The 21,905-nt window shown below is 43.8% G+C and carries 33 protein-coding genes and 1 pseudogene; 33 read left to right on the plus strand and 1 reads right to left on the minus strand.

Annotation, left to right across the window (positions count from 1 at the left end):
- Positions 1 to 9 precede the first annotated feature (9 nt).
- The 30 genes from rplD to prfA all read left to right on the plus strand — a co-directional run bounded on the left by rplD (position 10) and on the right by prfA (position 17,523).
- Complete coding sequence (gene rplD, locus RMY32_RS16265; RefSeq protein ID WP_322694265.1) at positions 10 to 648, plus strand: 50S ribosomal protein L4; 639 nt, start codon at positions 10 to 12, stop codon at positions 646 to 648.
- Positions 641 to 955, plus strand: coding sequence for a 50S ribosomal protein L23 (locus RMY32_RS16270; RefSeq protein ID WP_069070779.1), 315 nt, complete (start codon positions 641 to 643; stop codon positions 953 to 955). Before rplD ends, RMY32_RS16270 begins: the two co-directional genes overlap by 8 nt.
- A gap of 155 nt (positions 956 to 1,110) precedes the next feature.
- Positions 1,111 to 1,974, plus strand: coding sequence for a 50S ribosomal protein L2 (gene rplB, locus RMY32_RS16275; RefSeq protein ID WP_322672226.1), 864 nt, complete (start codon positions 1,111 to 1,113; stop codon positions 1,972 to 1,974).
- A 107-nt stretch (positions 1,975 to 2,081) separates the two neighbouring features.
- Entirely contained in the window at positions 2,082 to 2,360 is a 279-nt protein-coding gene (gene rpsS, locus RMY32_RS16280) for a 30S ribosomal protein S19 (RefSeq protein ID WP_012410721.1), read from the plus strand.
- A gap of 108 nt (positions 2,361 to 2,468) precedes the next feature.
- Positions 2,469 to 2,825 (plus strand): 50S ribosomal protein L22, encoded by a 357-nt coding sequence (gene rplV, locus RMY32_RS16285; RefSeq protein ID WP_069070777.1) that lies wholly within the window; start codon positions 2,469 to 2,471, stop codon positions 2,823 to 2,825.
- A gap of 51 nt (positions 2,826 to 2,876) precedes the next feature.
- Complete coding sequence (rpsC, locus tag RMY32_RS16290; RefSeq protein ID WP_322712568.1) at positions 2,877 to 3,659, plus strand: 30S ribosomal protein S3; 783 nt, start codon at positions 2,877 to 2,879, stop codon at positions 3,657 to 3,659.
- A 73-nt stretch (positions 3,660 to 3,732) separates the two neighbouring features.
- Positions 3,733 to 4,158 carry a 50S ribosomal protein L16 gene (gene rplP / locus RMY32_RS16295; protein ID WP_069070775.1) on the plus strand — a complete coding sequence of 142 codons (426 nt, stop codon included), beginning with the start codon at positions 3,733 to 3,735 and terminating at the stop codon, positions 4,156 to 4,158.
- Positions 4,159 to 4,161: 3 nt separating this feature from the next.
- Positions 4,162 to 4,392: a 50S ribosomal protein L29 gene (gene rpmC / locus RMY32_RS16300; RefSeq protein WP_322679494.1), complete on the plus strand. Its 231-nt coding sequence runs from the start codon at positions 4,162 to 4,164 to the stop codon at positions 4,390 to 4,392.
- 6 nt (positions 4,393 to 4,398) lie between these two features.
- On the plus strand, positions 4,399 to 4,647 hold the full coding sequence (rpsQ, locus tag RMY32_RS16305; protein WP_094349093.1) for a 30S ribosomal protein S17: 249 nt from the start codon (positions 4,399 to 4,401) through the stop codon (positions 4,645 to 4,647).
- A gap of 46 nt (positions 4,648 to 4,693) precedes the next feature.
- Complete coding sequence (rplN, locus tag RMY32_RS16310) at positions 4,694 to 5,062, plus strand: 50S ribosomal protein L14 (protein ID WP_099101129.1); 369 nt, start codon at positions 4,694 to 4,696, stop codon at positions 5,060 to 5,062.
- Positions 5,062 to 5,415, plus strand: coding sequence for a 50S ribosomal protein L24 (gene rplX / locus RMY32_RS16315; RefSeq protein ID WP_292729115.1), 354 nt, complete (start codon positions 5,062 to 5,064; stop codon positions 5,413 to 5,415). The genes rplN and rplX overlap by 1 nt, the downstream gene beginning before the upstream one ends.
- A 125-nt stretch (positions 5,416 to 5,540) precedes the next feature.
- Positions 5,541 to 6,089: a 50S ribosomal protein L5 gene (rplE, locus tag RMY32_RS16320; RefSeq protein WP_322684763.1), complete on the plus strand. Its 549-nt coding sequence runs from the start codon at positions 5,541 to 5,543 to the stop codon at positions 6,087 to 6,089.
- Positions 6,090 to 6,109: 20 nt separating this feature from the next.
- Complete coding sequence (gene rpsH / locus RMY32_RS16325; protein WP_094349096.1) at positions 6,110 to 6,511, plus strand: 30S ribosomal protein S8; 402 nt, start codon at positions 6,110 to 6,112, stop codon at positions 6,509 to 6,511.
- Between the two features lie 86 nt (positions 6,512 to 6,597).
- Positions 6,598 to 7,146 (plus strand): 50S ribosomal protein L6, encoded by a 549-nt coding sequence (gene rplF, locus RMY32_RS16330; protein ID WP_322704297.1) that lies wholly within the window; start codon positions 6,598 to 6,600, stop codon positions 7,144 to 7,146.
- Positions 7,147 to 7,148: 2 nt separating this feature from the next.
- Positions 7,149 to 7,511: a 50S ribosomal protein L18 gene (gene rplR / locus RMY32_RS16335; protein WP_322679497.1), complete on the plus strand. Its 363-nt coding sequence runs from the start codon at positions 7,149 to 7,151 to the stop codon at positions 7,509 to 7,511.
- Positions 7,512 to 7,604: 93 nt separating this feature from the next.
- A complete protein-coding gene (gene rpsE / locus RMY32_RS16340) occupies positions 7,605 to 8,132 on the plus strand; it encodes a 30S ribosomal protein S5 (protein ID WP_322665907.1) in 528 nt (175 codons plus the stop codon).
- Positions 8,133 to 8,251: 119 nt separating this feature from the next.
- Positions 8,252 to 8,695 (plus strand): 50S ribosomal protein L15, encoded by a 444-nt coding sequence (gene rplO / locus RMY32_RS16345; RefSeq protein WP_322694210.1) that lies wholly within the window; start codon positions 8,252 to 8,254, stop codon positions 8,693 to 8,695.
- 74 nt (positions 8,696 to 8,769) lie between these two features.
- The gene (secY, locus tag RMY32_RS16350) at positions 8,770 to 10,080 is read left to right on the plus strand and encodes a preprotein translocase subunit SecY (RefSeq protein ID WP_322712570.1); all 1,311 of its coding nucleotides are present in this window, start codon (positions 8,770 to 8,772) and stop codon (positions 10,078 to 10,080) included.
- 2 nt (positions 10,081 to 10,082) lie between these two features.
- The gene (locus RMY32_RS16355) at positions 10,083 to 10,637 is read left to right on the plus strand and encodes an adenylate kinase (RefSeq protein WP_322712571.1); all 555 of its coding nucleotides are present in this window, start codon (positions 10,083 to 10,085) and stop codon (positions 10,635 to 10,637) included.
- A gap of 162 nt (positions 10,638 to 10,799) precedes the next feature.
- A complete protein-coding gene (gene infA / locus RMY32_RS16360) occupies positions 10,800 to 11,024 on the plus strand; it encodes a translation initiation factor IF-1 (RefSeq protein ID WP_006276978.1) in 225 nt (74 codons plus the stop codon).
- A 117-nt stretch (positions 11,025 to 11,141) separates the two neighbouring features.
- Complete coding sequence (gene rpmJ, locus RMY32_RS16365; protein ID WP_015129703.1) at positions 11,142 to 11,255, plus strand: 50S ribosomal protein L36; 114 nt, start codon at positions 11,142 to 11,144, stop codon at positions 11,253 to 11,255.
- Positions 11,256 to 11,370: 115 nt separating this feature from the next.
- Complete coding sequence (gene rpsM / locus RMY32_RS16370) at positions 11,371 to 11,751, plus strand: 30S ribosomal protein S13 (RefSeq protein ID WP_104906411.1); 381 nt, start codon at positions 11,371 to 11,373, stop codon at positions 11,749 to 11,751.
- A 54-nt stretch (positions 11,752 to 11,805) separates the two neighbouring features.
- Positions 11,806 to 12,201, plus strand: coding sequence for a 30S ribosomal protein S11 (gene rpsK, locus RMY32_RS16375; protein WP_069070761.1), 396 nt, complete (start codon positions 11,806 to 11,808; stop codon positions 12,199 to 12,201).
- Between the two features lie 393 nt (positions 12,202 to 12,594).
- Positions 12,595 to 13,542 carry a DNA-directed RNA polymerase subunit alpha gene (locus RMY32_RS16380; RefSeq protein ID WP_322694212.1) on the plus strand — a complete coding sequence of 316 codons (948 nt, stop codon included), beginning with the start codon at positions 12,595 to 12,597 and terminating at the stop codon, positions 13,540 to 13,542.
- A 31-nt stretch (positions 13,543 to 13,573) separates the two neighbouring features.
- Complete coding sequence (gene rplQ / locus RMY32_RS16385; RefSeq protein WP_322712573.1) at positions 13,574 to 13,924, plus strand: 50S ribosomal protein L17; 351 nt, start codon at positions 13,574 to 13,576, stop codon at positions 13,922 to 13,924.
- A gap of 117 nt (positions 13,925 to 14,041) precedes the next feature.
- The gene (truA, locus tag RMY32_RS16390; protein ID WP_322712580.1) at positions 14,042 to 14,890 is read left to right on the plus strand and encodes a tRNA pseudouridine(38-40) synthase TruA; all 849 of its coding nucleotides are present in this window, start codon (positions 14,042 to 14,044) and stop codon (positions 14,888 to 14,890) included.
- Positions 14,891 to 15,025: 135 nt separating this feature from the next.
- Positions 15,026 to 15,481: a 50S ribosomal protein L13 gene (gene rplM / locus RMY32_RS16395; protein WP_322672303.1), complete on the plus strand. Its 456-nt coding sequence runs from the start codon at positions 15,026 to 15,028 to the stop codon at positions 15,479 to 15,481.
- A complete protein-coding gene (gene rpsI / locus RMY32_RS16400) occupies positions 15,481 to 15,897 on the plus strand; it encodes a 30S ribosomal protein S9 (RefSeq protein WP_190935522.1) in 417 nt (138 codons plus the stop codon). The genes rplM and rpsI overlap by 1 nt, the downstream gene beginning before the upstream one ends.
- Before the next feature lie 182 nt (positions 15,898 to 16,079).
- The gene (gene rpmE, locus RMY32_RS16405; RefSeq protein ID WP_229483376.1) at positions 16,080 to 16,322 is read left to right on the plus strand and encodes a 50S ribosomal protein L31; all 243 of its coding nucleotides are present in this window, start codon (positions 16,080 to 16,082) and stop codon (positions 16,320 to 16,322) included.
- A gap of 103 nt (positions 16,323 to 16,425) precedes the next feature.
- Complete coding sequence (gene prfA, locus RMY32_RS16410) at positions 16,426 to 17,523, plus strand: peptide chain release factor 1 (protein WP_322712574.1); 1,098 nt, start codon at positions 16,426 to 16,428, stop codon at positions 17,521 to 17,523.
- A 9-nt stretch (positions 17,524 to 17,532) separates the two neighbouring features.
- On the opposite strand, the gene RMY32_RS16415 is transcribed toward prfA, so the two are convergent.
- Positions 17,533 to 17,979, minus strand: a complete 447-nt coding sequence (locus RMY32_RS16415) for a hypothetical protein (protein WP_322712575.1) — start codon at positions 17,977 to 17,979, stop codon at positions 17,533 to 17,535.
- 239 nt (positions 17,980 to 18,218) lie between these two features.
- Here RMY32_RS16415 and RMY32_RS16420 point away from each other — a divergent pair, with 239 nt between their 5' ends.
- From RMY32_RS16420 to RMY32_RS16430, 3 genes and pseudogenes are all read left to right on the plus strand, one after another.
- A complete protein-coding gene (locus RMY32_RS16420) occupies positions 18,219 to 18,581 on the plus strand; it encodes a helix-turn-helix domain-containing protein (RefSeq protein ID WP_104906418.1) in 363 nt (120 codons plus the stop codon).
- Between the two features lie 242 nt (positions 18,582 to 18,823).
- Positions 18,824 to 19,282: a DUF29 domain-containing protein gene (locus RMY32_RS16425; RefSeq protein ID WP_322712576.1), complete on the plus strand. Its 459-nt coding sequence runs from the start codon at positions 18,824 to 18,826 to the stop codon at positions 19,280 to 19,282.
- A 72-nt stretch (positions 19,283 to 19,354) separates the two neighbouring features.
- Positions 19,355 to 21,775, plus strand: a pseudogene (locus tag RMY32_RS16430) (DNA methyltransferase); the annotation flags it as partial.
- Positions 21,776 to 21,905: the final 130 nt, after the last annotated feature.

Genomic DNA, 21,905 nt, shown 5'->3' on the forward strand with positions numbered 1-21,905 from the left:
ATAACAAAAATGGTTGAAAGCGTAGTTAAAAATTGGCAAGGAGAACAGGTCGGCGAGACGACCTTCGAGTTGCGCACTGCCAAAGAAGAAACAGCGTCTCATATTGTACACCGCGCCTTAGTACGGCAATTGACCAATGCTCGTCAAGGAAATGCCAGCACAAAAACTCGTGCGGAAGTCAGGGGTGGCGGTCGTAAACCTTGGCGGCAAAAAGGTACAGGTCGCGCTCGTGCAGGGTCTATTCGTTCGCCATTGTGGCGTGGTGGTGGTGTGATCTTTGGGCCAAAGCCCAGAGACTTCGACCTGAAGTTGAACCGCAAAGAACGGCGTTTAGCACTGCGGACAGCATTTGTCGGTCGCATTGACGACTTGATCGTAGTAGAAGAATTTAGCACCGAGCTATCTCGCCCCAAAACTAAAGAATTAGTAGCAGCGCTTGCCCGTTGGGGAGTAGTACCAGAAAGCAAGGCACTGTTAATTTTGTCTGAAATTGCGGATACAGATAACGTTTATTTATCAGCCCGCAACATTGAAAATTTAAAACTAATTGCAGCCAACCAGCTAAATGTTTTTGATTTACTGCACGCTGACAAAATTGTAGTTACGGCATCAGCCCTAGAAAAAATTCAGGAGGTCTACAGTGCCTAGCTTTGACCCCCGCGACCTTGCCGACTTAGTACGTCGCCCAATCGTCACCGAGAAAGCGACCATCTTAATGGAGCAAAACAAGTACACCTTTGAAGTAATTCCAAAGGCATCTAAGCCAGAAATCAAGGCTGCGATCGAAGACTTGTTTCAGGTCAAGGTTGTAAAAGTCAACACCACTCTACCACCGCGCAAAAAGCGGCGCGTTGGTAAATTTATTGGTTATAAACCCCAATATAAGCGAGCGATCGTCACTGTCGCACCTGGGGATGAAGACAAGATTAGACAAGTTCTATTCCCAGAAGTCTAAAAATTTTAGATTTTAGATTTTAGATTTTAGATTGAGGAGTTTACCTGAATAAGTACCGAAAATGGTGGCAATTAGTTAAACACTCATTAAATTCAAAATCCAAAGTTCAAAATCCAAAATTAAGTAAATCCAAAATCCAAAATCCAAAATAGATTATGGGTACTCGTTCTTATCGCCCTTATACCCCCAGCACTCGCCAAGTTACAATCTCTGACTTTGCGGAAATTACCAGAAGCGAACCAGAAAAATCCTTAACTACCTCGAAGCATCGCGCCAAAGGTCGGAATAATCACGGGCGGATTACTAGCCGTCGTCGGGGTGGCGGACACAAACAGCTTTATCGGATCATCGATTTTAAAAGGGATAAACATAATATTCCGGCAAAAGTCGCAGCAATTGAATACGATCCTAACCGTAACGCCAGAATTGCCCTTTTGTATTACCAAGACGGCGAAAAACGGTACATCCTTCACCCCAATGGGTTGAAAGTTGGAACAATAATTATTTCTGGCCCAGAAGCTCCCTTTGAAGATGGAAATGCTTTACCGCTCTCGAAGATTCCCTTGGGTACTAGTGTTCACAACGTAGAACTGACCCCTGGTAAAGGTGGTCAAATTGTGCGTGCTGCTGGTGCTAGCGCTCAAGTTGTGGCAAAAGAAGGTAATTATGTAACTCTCAAGTTGCCTTCAGGAGAAGTCCGCTTGATTCGACGCGAGTCCTACGCCACCATTGGGCAAGTAGGCAACACCGACGCGAGAAACCTAAGTGCAGGTAAAGCCGGACGAAATCGCTGGAAAGGTCGCCGTCCTAAGGTTAGAGGTAGCGTCATGAACCCAGTGGATCACCCACATGGTGGTGGTGAAGGTAGAGCGCCTATCGGTAGATCGGGGCCTGTTACACCTTGGGGTAAACCCACATTGGGTGCGAAAACACGCAATCGCAAGAAACTTAGCAGCAAGTTGATTGTGCGTCGTCGTCGTAAGTCTTCTAAACGCGGTCGCGGTGGTCGTGAATCTTAAAGAGTTAAAAGTTATGAGTTATGAGTTATGAGTTGAATCTAAACTTATTAACTCTCACTCCTAACTCCTCACTCCTAATTCTTAAATCCTAAATCCAAAATTGAACTATGGGTCGTTCTCTAAAAAAAGGTCCTTTTGTTGCGGATCATCTCCTAAAAAAAATTGAAAAGCTCAACGACAACAACAGAAAAGAAGTTATTAAAACTTGGTCACGAGCTTCGACAATTTTGCCTCTAATGGTAGGCCATACCATAGCTGTTCACAACGGACGCCAACACGTTCCCGTTTTTGTAAATGAACAGATGGTAGGTCATAAGTTGGGTGAATTTGCCCCGACACGCACCTACAGGGGTCATGGAAAAAGCGACAAAAAAGCAGGTAGGTAGTTGTTAGTCATTGGTCATTTGTCATTAGTCATTTGTCATTAGTTATTAGCTTTCGACAAAAGACCAAGGATAAAGGACGAAAGACGAAGGACAAAATTGGAGAAAATTATGGCTACTAATACTACTGAAGTAAAAGCGATCGCTCGTTTTATCCGCATCTCGGCTTACAAGGTGCGTCGGGTACTCGATCAAATCCGCGGGCGATCTTACCGAGAAGCGTTAATCATCCTGGAATTCATGCCCTATCGCGCCACTGAACCCATATTGAAGGTTCTTAGAAGCGCTGCTGCCAATGCCGAACACAACGCTGGGTTAGATCGGACTCAACTTGTAATTACTCAGGCTTATGCCGATCAAGGGCCGCCGTTGAAGCGCTTCCAACCAAGAGCGCAAGGTCGAGCTTACCAAATTCGCAAGCCGACGTGTCATATTACCGTAGCTGTTGCAGCTGCTCCAGAAAAATAAGCACGTTACCCAATAAATTGCGTAAAGTAAGAAATTTTAGAGGAAGCATTTGTGGGACAAAAGATTCATCCAGTTGGTTTTCGCCTGGGTATTACGCATGAACATCAATCCCGTTGGTTTGCTGTTCCCGATCGCTATCCAGAACTTCTCCAAGAAGATCACAAACTGCGTCAATACATAGAACAAAAGCTGGGTAGACAGGCTCAAAATAACGCCGGAATTTCCGAAGTGCGGATTGAGCGCAAAGCTGACCAAATCGACTTAGAAGTACGTACAGCTAGACCTGGGGTAGTAGTGGGTCGCGGTGGACAAGGTATCGAATCTTTACGTACCGGACTCCAAGGATTGTTGGGTAGTAATCGTCAAATTCGGATTAACGTAGTTGAAGTTCAACGAGTTGATGCTGATGCCTACCTAATTGCCGAATACATTGCTCAACAATTGGAACGTCGGGTTTCCTTTCGGCGGGTAGTACGGCAATCGATTCAACGTGCCCAACGCGCTGGTGTCCAAGGTATTAAAATCCAAGTCAGCGGTCGCCTCAACGGTGCAGAAATTGCCCGGACAGAGTGGACTCGTGAAGGTAGAGTACCTTTACATACATTACGGGCTGACATTGACTACTCTTATTGCACGGCAAAAACTGTTTACGGCATTTTGGGTATCAAAGTATGGGTGTTTAAGGGAGAAATTATTCCTGGACAGGAACCAGATCCACTACCACCTGCACGCCGCGATCGCGATCGCGAACCCCGCGATCGCGATCGCGAACCCCGTCGCCGTCAACAACAACGTCGTCGCCAGCAATTTGAAGACCGCTCAAACGAAGGATAAATCGTCATTAGTCATTAGTCATTAGTAAATGGCAAATGACAAATGACAAATGACAAATGACAAATGACAAACCATGTTAAGCCCTAGAAGAACTAAATTCCGCAAACAACAGCGGGGACGGATGGAAGGACTAGCCAGCCGTGGTAGTACCCTCAACTTCGGTGATTTTGCACTCCAAGCTCAAGAACCTGCTTGGATTACCTCGCGTCAAATCGAGGCTTCCCGTCGGGCAATGACTCGTTATATCCGTCGGGGTGGACAAATCTGGATTCGGATTTTCCCTGATAAACCTGTAACCATGCGTCCTGCTGAAACCCGGATGGGTTCCGGTAAAGGTAATCCAGAGTTTTGGGTAGCTGTAGTCAAGCCAGGACGAATTTTGTTTGAAATCGGTGGAGTTTCTGAAGAAATCGCTCGTGAAGCGATGCGTTTGGCTTCATTTAAACTGCCCATCAAAACTAAGTTTATTGTGCGCTCTCAACCACAGGAGCAGGAGTAGCTTATGCCTCTTCCTAAAATTTCAGAAGCTAGAGAATTAAGCGACGAGAAGCTTTCTGATGAAATTGTCGCGACCAAAAGACAACTATTTCAGTTGCGCTTGCAAAAAGCCACCAGACAATTAGAAAAGCCCCATCAGTTCCGACAATTGCGCCACCGCCTAGCTCAATTGCTGACGCTAGAAACAGAACGCAAACGGGCAGCAAGTCAATCGGCTAAAGAAGAAAAAAAGTAGGAGATTATGGCAGTTAAAGAACGAGTTGGCTTGGTAGTGAGCGATAAAATGCAAAAAACTGTGGTAGTCGCCATAGAAAACCGCGCTCCTCACCCCAAGTACGGCAAGATTGTGGTTAACACCCAACGATATAAAGTTCACGACGAAGAAAATCAGTGTAAAGTAGGCGATCGCGTTCGCATTCAGGAAACTAGACCTCTGAGTAAAACCAAGCGCTGGAAAATCACAGAAGTCCTGAACGTCAAACCTACTTAAACCTCATCGTTGTTAGAAACTAACAACATTACAAGAGAGAATAATTGTGATTCAACCCCAGACTTACCTGAATGTCGCAGATAATAGCGGCGCCCGCAAACTGATGTGCATCCGCATCTTAGGCGGAGGCAACCGTCGTTATGGTTTTATTGGCGATAAAATTATCGCAGTTGTCAAAGATGCTACGCCTAACATGGCTGTTAAAAAGTCTGATGTGGTGGAAGCAGTAATTGTTCGGACTCGGAAAGCTGTAAATCGCGACAGTGGCATGAGTATTCGCTTTGATGATAACGCTGCTGTAATCATCAACAAAGACGGTAATCCCAGAGGTACACGGGTTTTTGGCCCAGTTGCACGGGAACTGCGCGATAAAAACTTCACCAAAATTGTTTCTCTGGCTCCGGAGGTGCTTTAATGGCAACCAAACAGGGTACGCCCAAAGTATTCCACAAAATGCATGTCAAAACTGGCGACACTGTACAAGTGATTGCTGGTAAAGACAAAGGAAAAGTTGGTGAAATTATCCAAGCACTTCCCCAACTGAGTAAAGTTATCGTTAAAGGTGTCAACATCAAGACCAAGCACGTCAAACCCCAGCAAGAAGGGGAATCGGGGCGAATTATTACCCAAGAATTCCCGATTCATAGCTCCAATGTGATGCTTTATTCCACCAAGCAAAACGTTGCCAGTCGTGTTGGTTACACCTTTACCTCAGAAGGCAAAAAGGTGAGAAAACTCAAGAAAACTGGCGAAATTCTAGATAAATAGTCATTAGTCATTGGTCATTAGTCATTAGTTATTTAGTAAAAACACAAATAACAAAAGACAAAGGACAGATAACAAAAGACAATAAAGTTCCCTGACCAAGCCCAGGGATATCAGGACAAAAAACTATGGCGACAACAAGACTCAAAACCTTATATCAAGAGACGATCGTCCCCAAACTGATTAATCAGTTTCAATATACCAACGTTCATCAAGTACCGAAGTTAGTAAAGGTTACGATTAACCGAGGTTTGGGTGAAGCAGCTCAAAATGCGAAGTCACTAGAGGCATCGATCAACGAGATTGCCGTAGTAACTGGTCAAAAACCAGTGGTGACACGGGCGAAAAAGGCGATCGCTGGCTTTAAGATTCGTCAAGGGATGCCTGTGGGGATCATGGTGACACTCAGAGCCGAACGGATGTATGCCTTTTTCGATCGGTTAGTTAGCTTGTCACTACCCAGAATTCGAGATTTTCGCGGCGTTAGCCCCAAAAGCTTTGACGGACGCGGTAACTACACTCTAGGTGTGAGAGAACAGCTAATTTTTCCAGAAGTCGAATACGACAGCATCGATCAAGTGCGTGGGATGGATATTTCCATCATCACCACAGCAACAAACGACGAAGAAGGACGCGCCTTACTTAAAGAATTAGGAATGCCTTTTCGCGATCAATAAGTTCATCTATAGAGGGAACGATGGCGGCTAACGACACAATTGCAGATATGCTGACGCGCATCCGCAATGCCAACCTGGCGCGGCATCAAACTACACAAGTGCCAGCTACAAAATTGACCCGAAGCATTGCCAAAGTGCTACGGGAGGAAGGCTTTATTGCTGAAATCGAAGAAGCAGAAGAAGGGGTAAAACGCAATCTGGTGATTTCCCTGAAATACAAGGGAAAAAACCGTCAACCTCTGATCACCGCTTTAAAGCGAGTGAGTAAGCCTGGCTTGCGTGTTTATTCAAATCGAAAAGAATTACCAAGGGTACTAGGCGGCATTGGCATTGCCATTATTTCTACATCCAGTGGCATTATGACTGACCGCGAAGCGCGGCGTCAGAACTTGGGTGGCGAAGTACTTTGTTACGTTTGGTAATCATTGGTCATTAGTCATTTGTCATTAGTGAAAGACAAAGGACAAAAGACAAAGGACAAAGGACAAATAACAAAGGACAAAAAGTCATGTCACGTATTGGTAAACGTCCAATTACTATTCCCGCCAAAGTTCAAGTGGCGATCGATGGTACGAATATTGTGGTGAAAGGCCCGAAAGGAGAACTTTCTCGCACTCTCAGAGATAATGTCTCACTCTCTCAAGAGGGAGAAATATTACACGTCAATCGTCGGGATGAAACTCGGATATCGAAGCAATTGCACGGCTTGAGCCGCACTTTAGTTGCCAACATGGTCGAGGGAGTTTCCCAAGGTTTTCAACGCCGTTTGGAAATTCAAGGCGTTGGTTATAGGGCGCAAATTCAAGGGCGTAACCTAATTTTAAATATGGGTTACAGCCATCAAGTGCAAATTGAACCACCAGATGGAATTCAGTTTGCCGTAGAAGGTACCACTAACGTTATTGTTAGCGGCTATGACAAAGAAATTGTCGGTAACACAGCCGCCAAAATTCGTGCTGTTCGTCCACCAGAACCTTACAAAGGTAAAGGCATCCGCTATGCCGGTGAAGTAGTCAGACGGAAAGCTGGTAAGACTGGTAAGGGTGGTAAGAAGTAGAAATGAAACTTACTCGTAGAGAATCAAAAAACCGTCGTCATCGACGCGTTCGTGGCAAAGTTGTTGGCTCCCCAGAACGTCCGCGTTTATCGGTATTTCGTTCTAATGAGCATATTTATGCCCAGGTAATTGATGATACTCAACATCAAACCATCGTGGCCGCATCGACTGTAGAACCAGAGTTGAAATCTAGTTTAGCGTCATGTGCAAACCGCGATGCATCGGTACAAGTTGGTAAATTGATTGCAGTGCGATCGCTAGAAAAAGGCATCACCAAAGTAGTCTTTGATCGCGGTGGTAACTTATATCATGGTCGTGTCAAAGCACTCGCTGATGCAGCACGCGAAGCTGGTTTAGATTTCTAAATTAGTCCTTTGTCATTTGTCCTTTGTCCCTTGTATAAGAGCTAATGACCAATGACTCATGACTAATGACTCATGACTAAAGAGGCATAAATTATGGCAACAGAGCGTAAAAGTAGAACAAAGCGTGCCAAAAAAGAAGAAACCACTTGGCAAGAGCGGGTTATCCAAATTCGCCGCGTAAGTAAAGTGGTCAAAGGTGGTAAAAAACTCAGCTTCCGAGCGATCGTTGTCGTTGGTAACGAACGCGGTCAGGTTGGAGTTGGAGTAGGCAAAGCTTCAGATGTAATAGGTGCCGTTAAAAAAGGTGTAGCCGACGGCAAAAAACACCTCATTGATATCCCAATCACCAAATCCAACTCTATCCCCCATCCTATTGATGGTGTCGGTGGTGGTGCAAAAGTGCTTATGCGTCCAGCCGCACCTGGTACTGGGGTAATTGCTGGTGGTGCGGTGCGAACTGTGTTGGAATTAGCCGGAGTTCGTAACGTCCTAGCCAAGCAACTAGGCTCAAACAATCCGCTCAATAATGCTAGAGCCGCAGTTAATGCCTTATCTACACTGCGTACCCTTTCTGAAGTCGCCGAAGATCGCGGTATTCCTATTCAAAATCTCTACATCTAATTTAGTCATTAGTCAGTAGAGACGCGATTAACCCTTGTCTGTACGATGGTCATTCGTGAATAACAAAGGACAAATAACAAAAGACAGATGACAAACGACAAATGAGAACTTGATAACTTATGAGACTCCATGATGTTAAGCCGCAAAAAGGCTCAAAGAAACGCAAGCGCCGTGTAGCCAGAGGTATTTCTGCCGGTCAAGGTGCTAGTGCTGGTCTAGGTATGCGGGGTCAAAAATCTCGTTCTGGTAGTAGTACACGACCAGGTTTTGAAGGTGGTCAACAGCCATTGTACCGCCGCCTACCTAAGCTGAAGGGCTTTCCGATTGTTAATCAGAAGATTTACACTACGATTAATGTAGAGAAGCTAGCCTCCCTTCCCGCGAATACGGAAGTAACTTTGACCTCATTGAAAGCCGCAGGTATCCTGACTGCTGTCAAAGGGCCATTGAAAATTTTAGGTAACGGGGAATTGAGCATTCCGCTCAAGGTACAAGCGGCAGCTTTCACAGGTTCAGCTCGTAGCAAAATTGAGGCAGCTGGTGGTAGTTGTGAAGTCTTATGAGTGAGCCGGAACAGCGCACTTAAATGCAAGCCAACTCGCTGCCAGTGCTTGGTTCACTATAAAGGTAGCACTCTATGATCAGTCGAGATAAAGCCCCAACGGCTCAAGAAACTTTTATGCAGATGGCGCAGGCAGCTGGCCTTAGAGGTAGGCTGCTTGTCACCGTCGGTATTTTAATTTTGGTTCGCCTGGGTATTTTCTTACCCGTCCCAGGGATTGATAGACCGAGATTTGCCGAAGCTATATCGGGCAGTAATTCCATATTCGGCTTATTAGATATATTTTCTGGGCGAGGACTTTCGACTTTGGGAGTCTTTGCTTTAGGAATTTTGCCCTTCATTAATGCGTCTATTATCATCCAATTGCTCACCGCGGCGATTCCATCTTTAGAAAATTTACAGAAAAATGAAGGGGAAGCTGGTCGGCGAAAAATATCGCAAATTACCCGATATGTAACTGTAGTTTGGGCAATTCTTCAAAGTACAGCTTTTTCGGCATTATTCCTCCAGCAATTCGCCTTAAAGCCAGGGCCCATCTTTGTCGCTGAAACTGCGATCGCTCTGACTGCTGGTTCGATGTTTGTCATGTGGGCATCAGAACTAATTACAGAACGGGGTATTGGAAATGGCGCATCATTGTTGATTTTTGTCAACATTGTTGCGTCATTACCAAAAGCTTTAGGTGATACCATCGACTTGGTGCAAGTCGGCGGTAGAGAAGCAGTAGGTCGGGTGATCGTGCTGATCTTAGTTTTCCTCGCAACAATTGTTGGGATTGTGATTGTGCAGGAAGGAATGCGCCGCATCCCAATTATTTCGGCTCGTCGTCAAGTAGGTCGGAGAGTTTTAGCGGAGCAGCGTAGCTATTTGCCACTGCGGCTAAATCAAGGCGGCGTGATGCCAATTATTTTTGCTGCTGCTATCCTCAGTTTGCCACTGCTGATCGCCAATTTTACTAAAAATGCCGATTTGGCGAATATAGTTAACACTTATTTGAGTCCAAGCGGTTCTAGCTCCTGGGTCTATGCCTTGGTCTACATGATTTCCATTGTTTTCTTCAGCTACTTCTATTCTTCGTTGATTCTCAACCCAGTAGATGTAGCACAGAACTTGAAGAAAATGGGTTCTAGTATTCCTGGAATTCGTCCCGGCAAGGCAACTAGCGAGTATATCGAACGCGTATCCAACCGATTAACTTTATTGGGTGCGATCTTTTTGGGCTTCGTCGCTATTATCCCCACAGCCGTGGAAAGCGCTTTGAATGTAAAAACTTTCCGGGGAATAGGTGCGACATCTTTGTTGATTTTAGTTGGTGTGGCAATTGAAACAGCCAAACAAGTCCAAACTTATGTCATCTCTCAGCGCTATGAAGGAATGGTGAAATAATAGTGACGCGATTAATCTTCTTGGGACCACCTGGAGCGGGTAAAGGAACACAAGCTCAAACTTTGGCTGAACATTTGAATATCCCCCATATTTCTACTGGTGAAATATTAAGACAAGCCATGAAAGAGCAGACTCCTTTAGGAATTAAAGCTCAAAGCTATGTTGATAGCGGCGAGTTAGTACCCGACCAGCTAGTGGAAGACTTGGTAAAGGAGCGCCTCGGTCAACCAGATGCCAAAAATGGTTGGATTCTTGATGGCTTTCCCCGGAAAGTGACCCAAGCAGCTTTTCTGGAGAAGTTACTGGAAGCAATACATCAAGGTGGCGAAAAGGTAGTCAATTTAGATGCACCAGATGAAATTGTGATCGCGCGTTTGCTCGCTAGAGGACGAAAAGATGATAGCGAAGAGGTGATTCGTCGTCGTTTAGAAGTGTACCGCGCGGAAACTGCACCTTTAATTGATTATTATGGCGATCGCAAAAAACTTCTAACAGTCAATGGCAATCAGTCCCAAGAAGATGTCACCGATCAATTACAAAAGCTAATCGCTTCCTAAAAAAAAGGGGAATAGGGAGTGCAGAATTCCCTACTCCCAAGAAAAAGATCAATTTTAGCTAAGATATATTAATAAACTGTTGATATATTTCTTAAAATGTGTTCAGTTGCAGATGAAGCGCTGCAACTGAACACGAAATTGTTGAGTTGAGGAAAAAACAAATTGTCTAAGCAAGATTTGATTGAAATGGAAGGCACGGTTACAGAGTCCTTGCCCAATGCGATGTTTCGCGTTGACTTGGACAATGGCTTTAACGTGCTAGCACACATTTCCGGCAAGATTCGCCGAAATTATATCAAGATTTTGCCCGGCGATCGCGTCAAGGTAGAGTTAACTCCCTACGACTTGACCAAAGGCAGAATTACCTATCGACTACGAAAGAAGTAACTATATGTAGAAAATTTTACCATAAAACCATTTTTTTGACTGTTTATTAGTCATTTAACTGGATTAATTTTCCTAAAAATGCTATAATTTTATATTTGGAGTCAAAAAAGAAAAGGCATGAAAGTTAGAGCCTCTGTCAAGAAAATTTGTGAAAAATGTAACGTGATCAAACGTCGTGGTCGCGTTATGGTGATTTGCGTGAACCCCAAGCACAAACAACGTCAAGGATAACGCTCTTACCAATAGAGCTAGTTGCAGGACGCATATCATCATTAAAACGAAAAGACGCGATTAATCACGTTTTTCCAACCAACAGTAATTGCGAGAACAATAGGGAGAGTTCATTGTGGCACGTATTGCCGGAGTAGACCTTCCACGCGATAAGCGCGTCGAGATCGGTCTGACTTACATCTACGGAATTGGATTATCACGCTCTCAAGAAATTATAGCGGCTACTGGTGTGAACCCAGACACCCGCGTTAAGGACTTAAGTGATGCCGATGTGACAGCCCTACGAGGGGAAATAGAAACCAACTATCAAGTTGAAGGCGACTTGCGGCGCTTGGAGTCTTTGAACATCAAGCGCTTAGTTGACATTGGTACCTACAGAGGTCGTCGTCATCGCATGGGCTTACCAGTCAGAGGCCAAAGAACTCGCACCAATGCCAGAACCCGTAGAGGCAGAAGGCAGACAGTGGCTGGGAAAAAGAAGGCTCCAGGGAAATAATTTTGCAACGCTTGATAATCCGAGCAAGTTTTACCTTAAATCAACTAAACAAGTATGGCGAGACAACCAACTAAAAAAACCGGGAGCAAGAAGCAGAAACGGAATGTACCCAGTGGAATGGCCTACATCCAGTCTACTTTCAACAATAGCATTGTCACCATTACCGATCAAAATGGAGATGTCATCTCCTGGGCTAGCGCTGGTTCTAGCGGTTTTAAGGGAGCAAAAAAGGGGACTCCCTTTGCAGCGCAAACCGCAGCTGAAAGTGCAGCTCGCCGAGCTATCGATCAAGGAATGCGTCAAATTGAGGTAATGGTCAGTGGCCCAGGAGCAGGTAGAGAAACCGCTATCCGGGCACTTCAAGGAGCAGGACTGGAAATTACACTGATTCGGGATATTACCCCGATTCCTCACAATGGTTGTCGTCCACCCAAGCGCCGTCGAGTTTAAACAGCAAAACTTGGGCAGTGAGGACGAAAAGTTACAGCCAGCAATGACCGCTTGAGCGTCTAACGTTCAAAATGTCATTGAATTAAAGCTTGGGCGACCAGAAGGGTGTCAGATTTTCCTGTCAGGAAAGCTGTTAAACTTCGGGCTACCCAAAATATTATTAATCAATTTTGGATTTTAGGTTTGCGATTTTAGATTGAACCCGACTATAAGGGTGCTGGGCCTCGTGGATTTTAAGTTGATGATTTAAGATTTGTTTCGCCAATAAGAGGTGGAGCATGAACGAAAGAAGCACAATCCAAAATCCAAAGTCCAAAATCGAAAATTGGCAATCAATTCTGGAGGCAATTGATTTGTCTGCTAGCAGCACCTTAGAAAAAGGGAGGCTCATCCGTGGCGCAGTTTCAAATTGAATGTGTAGAGTCGAATACCGAAGAAAGTCGGAACCATTACAGTAAATTTGTATTGGAACCTCTAGAACGCGGTCAAGGAACAACAGTTGGCAACGCACTGCGGCGGGTTTTACTGTCTAATTTAGAAGGTACAGCAGTTACAGCAGTGCGGATTGCGGGTGTTTCGCATGAATTTGCCACAGTTCCGGGCGTGCGGGAAGATGTGCTGGAAATCCTCATGAGAATGAAGGAAGTTATCCTGAAAAACTATTCTTCGCAGCCCCAGATTGGTAGATTACTTGTTAGCGGCCCAGCAACAATCACTGCGGCACATTTTGATTTGCCCAGTGAAGTAGAAGTCATCGATCAGACCCAGTATGTAGCCACCATCGCTGAGGGTGGAAAGCTGGAAATGGAATTTCGGATCGAGAAAGGCAAAGGCTATCGCACTGTAGAGCGAGGACGTGAAGAAGCCACATCGTTGGATTTTCTTCAAATCGACTCCATATTTATGCCAGTGCGAAAAGTCAACTACAGTGTTGAAGAATCTCGTGGGGAAGGCTTGATTCCAAAAGACCGACTACTGTTGGAAGTTTGGACAAATGGCAGTGTTTCTCCTCAAGAAGCACTATCTTCTGCTGCTGCGATCTTGGTAGATTTATTCAACCCGTTGAAGGACATCTCCCTAGAACCAACAGACACAGGTTCGGATATTCCAGACGACCCAACTGCCCAGATACCCATCGAAGAGTTGCAACTTTCTGTGCGGGCATATAACTGTCTCAAACGGGCACAAGTTAACTCTGTGGCAGATTTGTTGGATTATACCCAAGAAGACCTCTTAGAAATTAAGAATTTTGGGCAGAAGTCAGCAGAAGAAGTCGTGGAAGCTTTGCAGCGACGCTTGGGCATCACCCTGCCAATGGAAAGAGGCTCGAAACACCCTTAAGAAAAACCTTCATAATTCATAGTGCATAATTATGCGTCACCGTTGTCGCGTCAAAAAACTCAGTAAACCAGCCGATCAACGTCGTGCTTTACTGCGATCGCTCACCACCGAGCTGATCCGTCATGGTAAAATCACCACCACTTTAATTAGAGCGAAAGTTCTGCGAAGTGAAGTGGAAAAAATGATTACTCTAGCCAAAAATGGCTCCTTGGCAGCACGTCGGGAAGCTCTTGGCTACATCTTCGACAAACCACTGGTTCACGCTCTATTTGAGCAAGCTCCAACTCGATATGGTGATCGCCAGGGCGGTTATACCCGCATCCTGCATACCGTACCGCGTCGGGGTGATAATGCAAAAATGGCAATAATTGAATTGGTTTAAGTCATTGGTCATTGGTCATTGGTCATTAGTCATTAGTCATTAGTCATTAGTGAATAACAAAGGACAAATGACAAAGGACAACTGAACAAAAGACAAATGACAAAGGACAAAATCTGTATGTTAGAAAGCCACCAGCCTACACCAACTCATCGAGTAGCCTTGGTAATCCAATACCTGGGCACTCATTTTCATGGCTGGCAAAGGCAAAAACAACACCGGACAGTCCAAGAAGAGATCGAAATTGCGATCGCGACTATTCTTGGGCATCATGTAACACTACATGGGGCTGGGCGAACCGATTCAGGAGTTCACGCTGCTGCTCAAGTAGCCCATTTTGAAGCTACAGGTTTTATTCCGCCTCACAAGTGGGCAACAATCCTCAACAGCTACCTGCCGCCAGATATATTAATCAGGGCTTCAGCTAGTGTCGATAACCGTTGGCACGCTCGCTTTAGTGCAGCCTATCGACGGTATCGCTACACAATATATACTGAAGATCGGCTTAACTTGTTTGTAAGACCCTTCAGTTGGCATTATTATTATGCACCCCTGGATGAATCTTTAATCCAAGCTGCCTTGAAACCTCTCTTGGGAAAGCATCACTTAGCTGCTTTCCACCGTGCAGGCTCAAAGCGATCGCATTCCTGGGTAGAGGTGCAAGCAGCAGAGTGTCGTCGCAGTGGGCCATTTATCCATATTGAAATACAGGCAGATGGATTTTTGTATGGCATGGTACGGCTGTTGGTAGGGATGCTGGTACAAGTAGGTTCTGGAGAACGAACACTTTCTAGCTTCACCGAACTCTGGAAAGAAGAACGTCGGGAAGAAGTGAAATATGCCGCACCGCCTCAAGGCTTGTGCTTGTTGCGAGTCGGCTATCCCGATTTTCCCTTTCCAAAAGAGATTTGGTACGACACCTTGCCAAAGTTCGTCACTAGTCAAGAGTCATTAGTCATTGGTCATTAGTCATTGGTCATTAGTCATTGGTCATTAGTGAATAATTAAGGACAACTGACAAAGGACAAAGGACAAATAACAAATGACAAAAGACAAATGACTAATGACAAATTAAAAATGACAAAGGACAAATGACAAATGACAATAGTTAAAACATACCTTCCTTCTCAAGCAACCCTTGAGCGTGAGTGGTACATAGTAGATGCCACCGATAAACGCCTCGGTCGCCTCGCCAGCGAAATCGCTCAGGTATTAAGAGGCAAAAAGAAACCCGAATATACGCCTCATTTAGATACAGGTGACTTCGTAATCGTCATCAATGCCGAGAAAGTAGCAGTTACAGGCAAAAAGCGCACTCAAAAGCTTTATCGCCGCCATTCTGGTCGCCCTGGTGGGATGAAAACCGAAACTTTCGCTAAACTGCAAGAGCGCATACCAGAGCGAATTTTAGAACAAGCTGTTAAAGGTATGCTACCTAAAAATAGCCTCGGTAAGCAGTTGTTCACCAAGCTGAAAGTTTATGCTGGGCCTACCCATCCTCATGATGCTCAAAAGCCTAAAGAACTAAAAGTTAGTACAATTCCTGGAGAAGAAAATTAATGGTAGTAGCAGATGCTAATAGCGGTCGCGCCGTATACTGGGGTACTGGCCGTCGTAAGAATGCAGTAGCACGGGTACGCTTGGTTCCAGGCACCGGTCAACTGATTGTGAACGGTAAAGATGGAAATTTGTATTTCCAATTCAACCCCAACTACCTGGGAGTGATTAAAGCACCCCTGGAAACTCTAGGATTAGAAAACGAATATGACATTTTGGTAAAAGCAGAAGGCGGCGGCTTGACAGGACAGGCTGATTCTGTTCGTTTGGGAGTTGCACGTGCTTTGTGCCAACTCGACCCAGATAACCGCCCACCTTTGAAAACCGAAGGTTATTTGACTCGCGATCCCAGAGCAAAAGAGCGGAAGAAATATGGTTTACATAAAGCTCGGAAAGCACCTCAGTACTCTAAGCGATAAGCGATTGGGGACTGGGGACTGGGTACTGGGTAGAGGAAATTAGGTATTAAGGATTGAGTATCAGGAAAAGTCGGTTTTTTATCTCTTTCCCAGTCCCCAATCCCTAGTCCACAGTCCCCAATCCCTAACCTCAATTGAAACCTGAAAGTTATAATTGATATAGATTCATCACAAAAGGAACAATGGCTAAAGCTGATATTCACCCCAAGTGGTATCCAGATGCTAAAGTTTACTGCAACGGTCAAGTCGTTATGACTATTGGCTCTACCAAGCCAGAATTGCATGTAGATGTTTGGTCTGGAAATCACCCATTTTACACCGGCACTCAGAAGATTATTGACACTGAAGGTCGAGTAGAGCGCTTCCTCCGCAAGTACGGTATGAGCAGCACTCAAGCATCTGGCGACGATCAAAACAAAAAGTAGCGGGTTGGCTCTGCTGTTAACGACGGCCCTGCATCAGCTGGGTCGATTTTCATTTATATGCTCGAGCCAATTTGTTATTTTTTAAGGAGCGATCGCAATCGTCATGGCTGAATCATACTTACTGGACAAACTAAAATCTGTTGAACAAACTTTTAATGAATTAACACGTCGTCTTGGCGACCCCGATACCGCTAGCAATCCTGATGAGTATCAAGAAATTGCTAAGTCTCGTTCTTCTTTGGAAGAAGTAGTTAATACTTATGAAATTTGGAAAGCAGCCCAAGAAGACTTGACAGGAGCGCGTCAGGTTTACAAAGAATCTGCAAGTGACCCAGAGTTGCAAGAAATGGCGGCACTGGAAGTAAAAGAACTTGAAGAAAAAATAGAACATTTAGAGTCTCGTTTGAAGGTATTACTGCTACCACGCGACCCCAATGATGAAAAGAATATCATGCTGGAAATTCGCGCTGGTACTGGTGGCGATGAAGCAAGTATTTGGGCTGGCGATTTGATGCAGATGTACACCCGCTATGCCCAGACTCAAGGTTGGAAAGTTTCTCTAGTGAGCGAATCTAAAGGAGAAATGGGTGGCTGGAAAGAAGTCATTCTAGAAATTAAAGGTAATGATGTTTACAGCCAGCTAAAGTTTGAAGCTGGAGTGCATCGCGTGCAGCGCGTGCCGGCAACTGAGTCTGGTGGACGGGTTCATACTTCTACAGCTACCGTGGCAATTATGCCAGAGGTCGATGATGTGGAAATTCACATCGATCCGAAAGATATTGAAATGACTACAGCTCGTTCTGGTGGTGCTGGTGGACAAAACGTCAACAAGGTGGAAACAGCCGTTGACTTGATGCACAAACCAACGGGAATACGCATTTTCTGTACAGAAGAACGCAGCCAGTTGCAAAACAAAGAACGGGCGATGCAAATTCTGCGGGCGAAGTTGTATGAAATCAAGTTAAGCGAACAACAAGAAGCTGTAACTTCCATGCGGCGATCGCAGGTTGGTACTGGATCGCGATCCGAAAAAATTCGCACCTATAATTATAAAGATAATCGCGCTACCGATCATCGGTTAGGTCAGAATTATTCCCTTACCCCTGTTTTGGATGGTGATTTAGAGACACTTATTCAATCTTGTATATCTCTAGACCAGCAAGAACGTCTCGCGGAGTTAGCGACTTCTGCCGCTAACTAATTTTTGCTGTTAAATATTATGTAAAACCACTTGTTGTATTGTTGCTTTTAACACAGACAAGTGGTTTTCTAATATTGCATGGAGTGTATCTTCTATTTCACTAGGATAATGGTAATAAGCAAATTCGTACTTCATAAGGTAATTTAACTTTGCCCATTCCTTCAGGGTTTCACAGGTATAAATTAGCTTTTCCACTTCTTCTTGCCAACGTGCAAAAATCCGGTAGCTAAAAAAGCTGCTGCATATATTGCCTTTTGCATCCCAATAAGAAATACACACTTGATGCTTCAAAAGGTGGATTTTTTTGATTTGCTTAACATCGTAGCCTTTAACTTTTAAAGCTTCTTTAGTTTCTGCCTCAGAAATGTTCCACTGTTCTGGTTTAATTTTATTAGTGGCTATAAGATTTTTACCTTTGCGGCGATATTGGTTAATTTTGCGTGGCTTGCGAAACATGATGCACCTTCGATATTATTTCTTCGCAGCAAAGTTGAACTACTAGCTGAAGCGCCGTAGCAAACTAAGTTTTTTGGGTTGATTAAAGATAGAGGGTTAGTCTACTAGTTTGATGCCTGTAGTTGCCGATTTACAACCAGAGATATAGTTTAGTACTAAAACACAAGGCTGTCAATATAAAAGTAAACTTGTAATATTGAAAGTAGACTTGTAAATACAGTTGGCTAGCTATATAAGCAGTGAAGATCGAAAGCAAACAAAAACTGATTGAAATCATTAAACTAGCTCGCGGTTCAATGAGTCAGCGAGCATTTGGTAAGCTTTTAGGAGTATCTGCTACTGCTGTTCAGATGTGGGAAAAAGGTGTGAAGGTGCCAGATACAGAAAATTTGGCTCAAATCGCATCGAAAGCAGGCTACACAATGGAAGAGTTAATTAGCTGCATAGATGGCAAGCCAATTCCAGAAACCTCAGATTTGAGTCTGATTCTTAGACAAATCCAGCACATGCCTTTGGCCCAAGTGGCTCAAATTGTCCAAGCTGCGGCAGATAGATTGGCGGCTGTGGCTGAAGCATCCGGGGATGAGGCGAAGGCTAGTTGAATATTAAAATAATTCGTAATTCGTAATTCGTAATTCGTAATTAAGTTTTTTAAGGGAGATTTAGGGGACTTCCAAATAAAACAATATCCTAAAACTAACGCAAAAATTCTCTCTATCTCTTCTCCCTCTGTGTTCTCTGTGTCTCTGTGGTTCGTTTATTTGGATAATTTATTTCTTGGAAGTCCCTAGCATAAAATTCGCTCAAACTAGCTTGTGGTTTCTTGCTGTCAAGATTCAACTCTATGGACAAACCTTCTTTGTATGACCAAGACTTTTATGGCTGGACACAGCAGCAGGCTAAAGCGTTAGAGCAGAGGCTAGTTAAGGAACTAGACTGGCAGCACCTGCAAGAGGAAATTCAAGCTTTAGGGAGACAGGAATATCGGGAACTCGTAAGTCATCTGAGTGTATTACTTGGTCATCTCTTGAAGTGGGAGTATCAACCCGAACAACGCTCTCGCAGTTGGTTTTTAACAATTCGAGAACAGCGCCGCGCCATCCACAGACATTTGCGACAGAATCCTAGCTTAAAGTCTCGAATAGAACAAGCCTTGTTAGATGGCTTTGAAGCGGGAGTTGATTTGGCACTACGAGAAACTAACTTACCATTACGAATTTTTCCAGAGCATTGCCTTTATTCGTTTGATAATGCGATCGCAGACAATTTTCTGTGCGATACTCGTCAAGACTGGGAAGGATAATTCCTACCATTTTTCTTGATTAATTCATAACATAGGAATTGCTAAAAGTACTTAGGGAATTGTCAATCAAAAATGGTAGCAGCGACACCTGAAAGTCTAGATAAGTTTGTTATTTTTTGTAAGCAGCACATCAAGGGACATGAAAAAAAGGAAGCGCAAACCTTTTTAGATCGATTCTTCCGAGCGTTTGGGTATGAGGGAGCGCTGGAAGCGGGAGCAAGTTACGAAGAGGCAATTAAACAAGGTAGCAAAAAGGGTAAAACTGGTTTTGCTGATTTGGTGTGGAAACCCCGTGTATTGATTGAGATGAAAAAGCGCGGGGAAAACTTGAGTAAACATTATTCCCAAGCATTTGATTATTGGACGCGGTTAGTACCAGATCGTCCCCGTTATGTGTTGTTATGCAATTTTGAAGAGTTTTGGATTTTTGACTTTGATATCCAATTAGATACACCAGTAGATGTAATATCTTTAGAGCAACTGCCAGAAAGGGCAGGAGCCTTTGCATTTATGGAGTTTGGAGACAAAATTAAAACTCCTGTTTTTCGCAACAACCAGCTAGAAGTAACAGAACGTGCTGCGCGTCGCATGGGAGAGTTACTGCTAGAACTGGAAAAACGCGGAATTGAGAAGTTGACAGCGCAGCGTTTCATTCTGCAATGTGTGTTAGCAATGTTTGCAGAAGATAGGCAGCTTTTACCCCGTGATATGTTTGTTTCCTGTGTTCAGGATTGCATGAGTGGGGCGAGTTCCTATGATGTTTTGGGTGGTTTATTTCGGGAAATGAATTTACCGGGAATTACGCCAGCCGGACGTTATAAAGACGTAAATTATTTCAACGGCGGGTTATTTTCACAGATTCATGCAATTGAGTTAACAAAGGGAGAATTAAATTTTTTGGATGTATCGGCGAAAGAAAATTGGAGCAAGGTACGTCCAGCAATTTTTGGGAATTTGTTTGAAAGTACGGTGGATAAAAAAGAGCGTCATGCACGAGGAATTCACTTTACTTCAGAAGTGGACATTATGAAAATTGTCCGTCCAACGATTAGCCGCTATTGGGAAGAAAGAATTGAAGCAGCAAGCACGATTGCTGAACTTTCTACATTGCAATTGGAACTGCAAAGTTATCGCGTACTTGATCCAGCTTGTGGTTCTGGTAATTTTCTGTATATAGCATATCAGGAACTTAAGCGGATTGAAACATTGCTGTTAGATGCAATTAAACAGCGTCGGAAATCTGAAGATAAGCAAATTCAAATGGGTTTTGTCACACCACAGCAATTTTATGGCATGGATACAAATCCTTTTGCAGTAGAATTGGCACGGGTGACGTTGATGATTGCACGAAAGATTGCTATTGATAATTTAAAGTTGACTGAGCCTGCGTTACCTTTGGATAGTTTAGATAATAATATTGTTTGTCAGGATGCGCTGTTTAGTGAATGGCATAAAGCTGATGCAATTATTGGTAATCCACCCATTTTGGGTGGAAAGAACCTCAGACTAGATTTGGGTGATGAATATATAGATAAAGTTTTTAACCACTTTCCCGATGTCAAAGATTCAGTAGATTTCTGTGCTTATTGGTTTCGGTTAGCTCATAACCATATGAATGATAAAGGTAGAGCGGGGTTAGTTGCGACAAATTCAATTACTCAAGGTAAAAGTAGAGTTGCTGCGTTAGATTATATTACTCAGAATGGTGGTCATATTCACGAGGCTGTCTCTACACAACCTTGGCCAGGTGAAGCAAAACTTCATGTCAGTATTATTAATTGGAGTAAAGATATCCCCAAAAAATACTATTTAGATAATCAGATAGTTTCAAAAATAACTTCTTCGCTGACAGCAACCATTGATGTTTCACAAGCTGCACGCTTAAAAGCAAACCTGAATAAATGCTTTCAAGGTATTAAGCCTGTGGGTAAAGGATTTCTGATTACTGAACAGCAAGCACAGGATTGGATAAAAGCTAACTCAATAAATAAAGAAGTACTCAAACTGTACTCAGATGCAAATAGCTTGACGAGCAGTATTCAGGGAAAGCCTCAACGCTGGATTATTGATTTTAATAATTTCAGTATTGAAGAAGCTAGTAACTATACATTGCCATTTAATCATCTCAAAGTTTTTGTCAAACCAGAAAGAGATAATCAACGAGATAATCGAGCAAGAGTCTATTGGTGGAGGTTTGAGCGCACTCGACCAGAAATGAGAACAACTATTTCTACTCTATCTTACTACTTTAATATTCCCAGGCACTCTAAATGGTTTATTTTCCTCCCTGCTCAATCTAATTGGCTACCAGCAGACTCAACCAATATTGTTGCTTCAAATGATTTTTACATCCTTGGGATTCTCACATCTAAAGTTCATCGGCTCTGGGTTAAGGTTCAAAGTTCTACTTTAAAGGGTGATACTCGCTACACTCACAACACCTGCTTTGAAACCTTTCCTTTTCCCCAAACCTGTGATACTAAATTAACCCAAGTTGCGGGTTATCAAGCTGTGGGTACTTTGCACTTGAATAGTCGTGCGCTCGTTCAGGACGAAGTGGCGGTTGCACGTCGCGCAACCGCCACCTCAATTAACTCAAAAATACAGATACTGAATTAGATTA

It is taken from the genome of Nostoc sp. ChiSLP03a (assembly GCF_034531215.2).
Taxonomy (GTDB): Bacteria; Cyanobacteriota; Cyanobacteriia; order Cyanobacteriales; family Nostocaceae; genus Nostoc.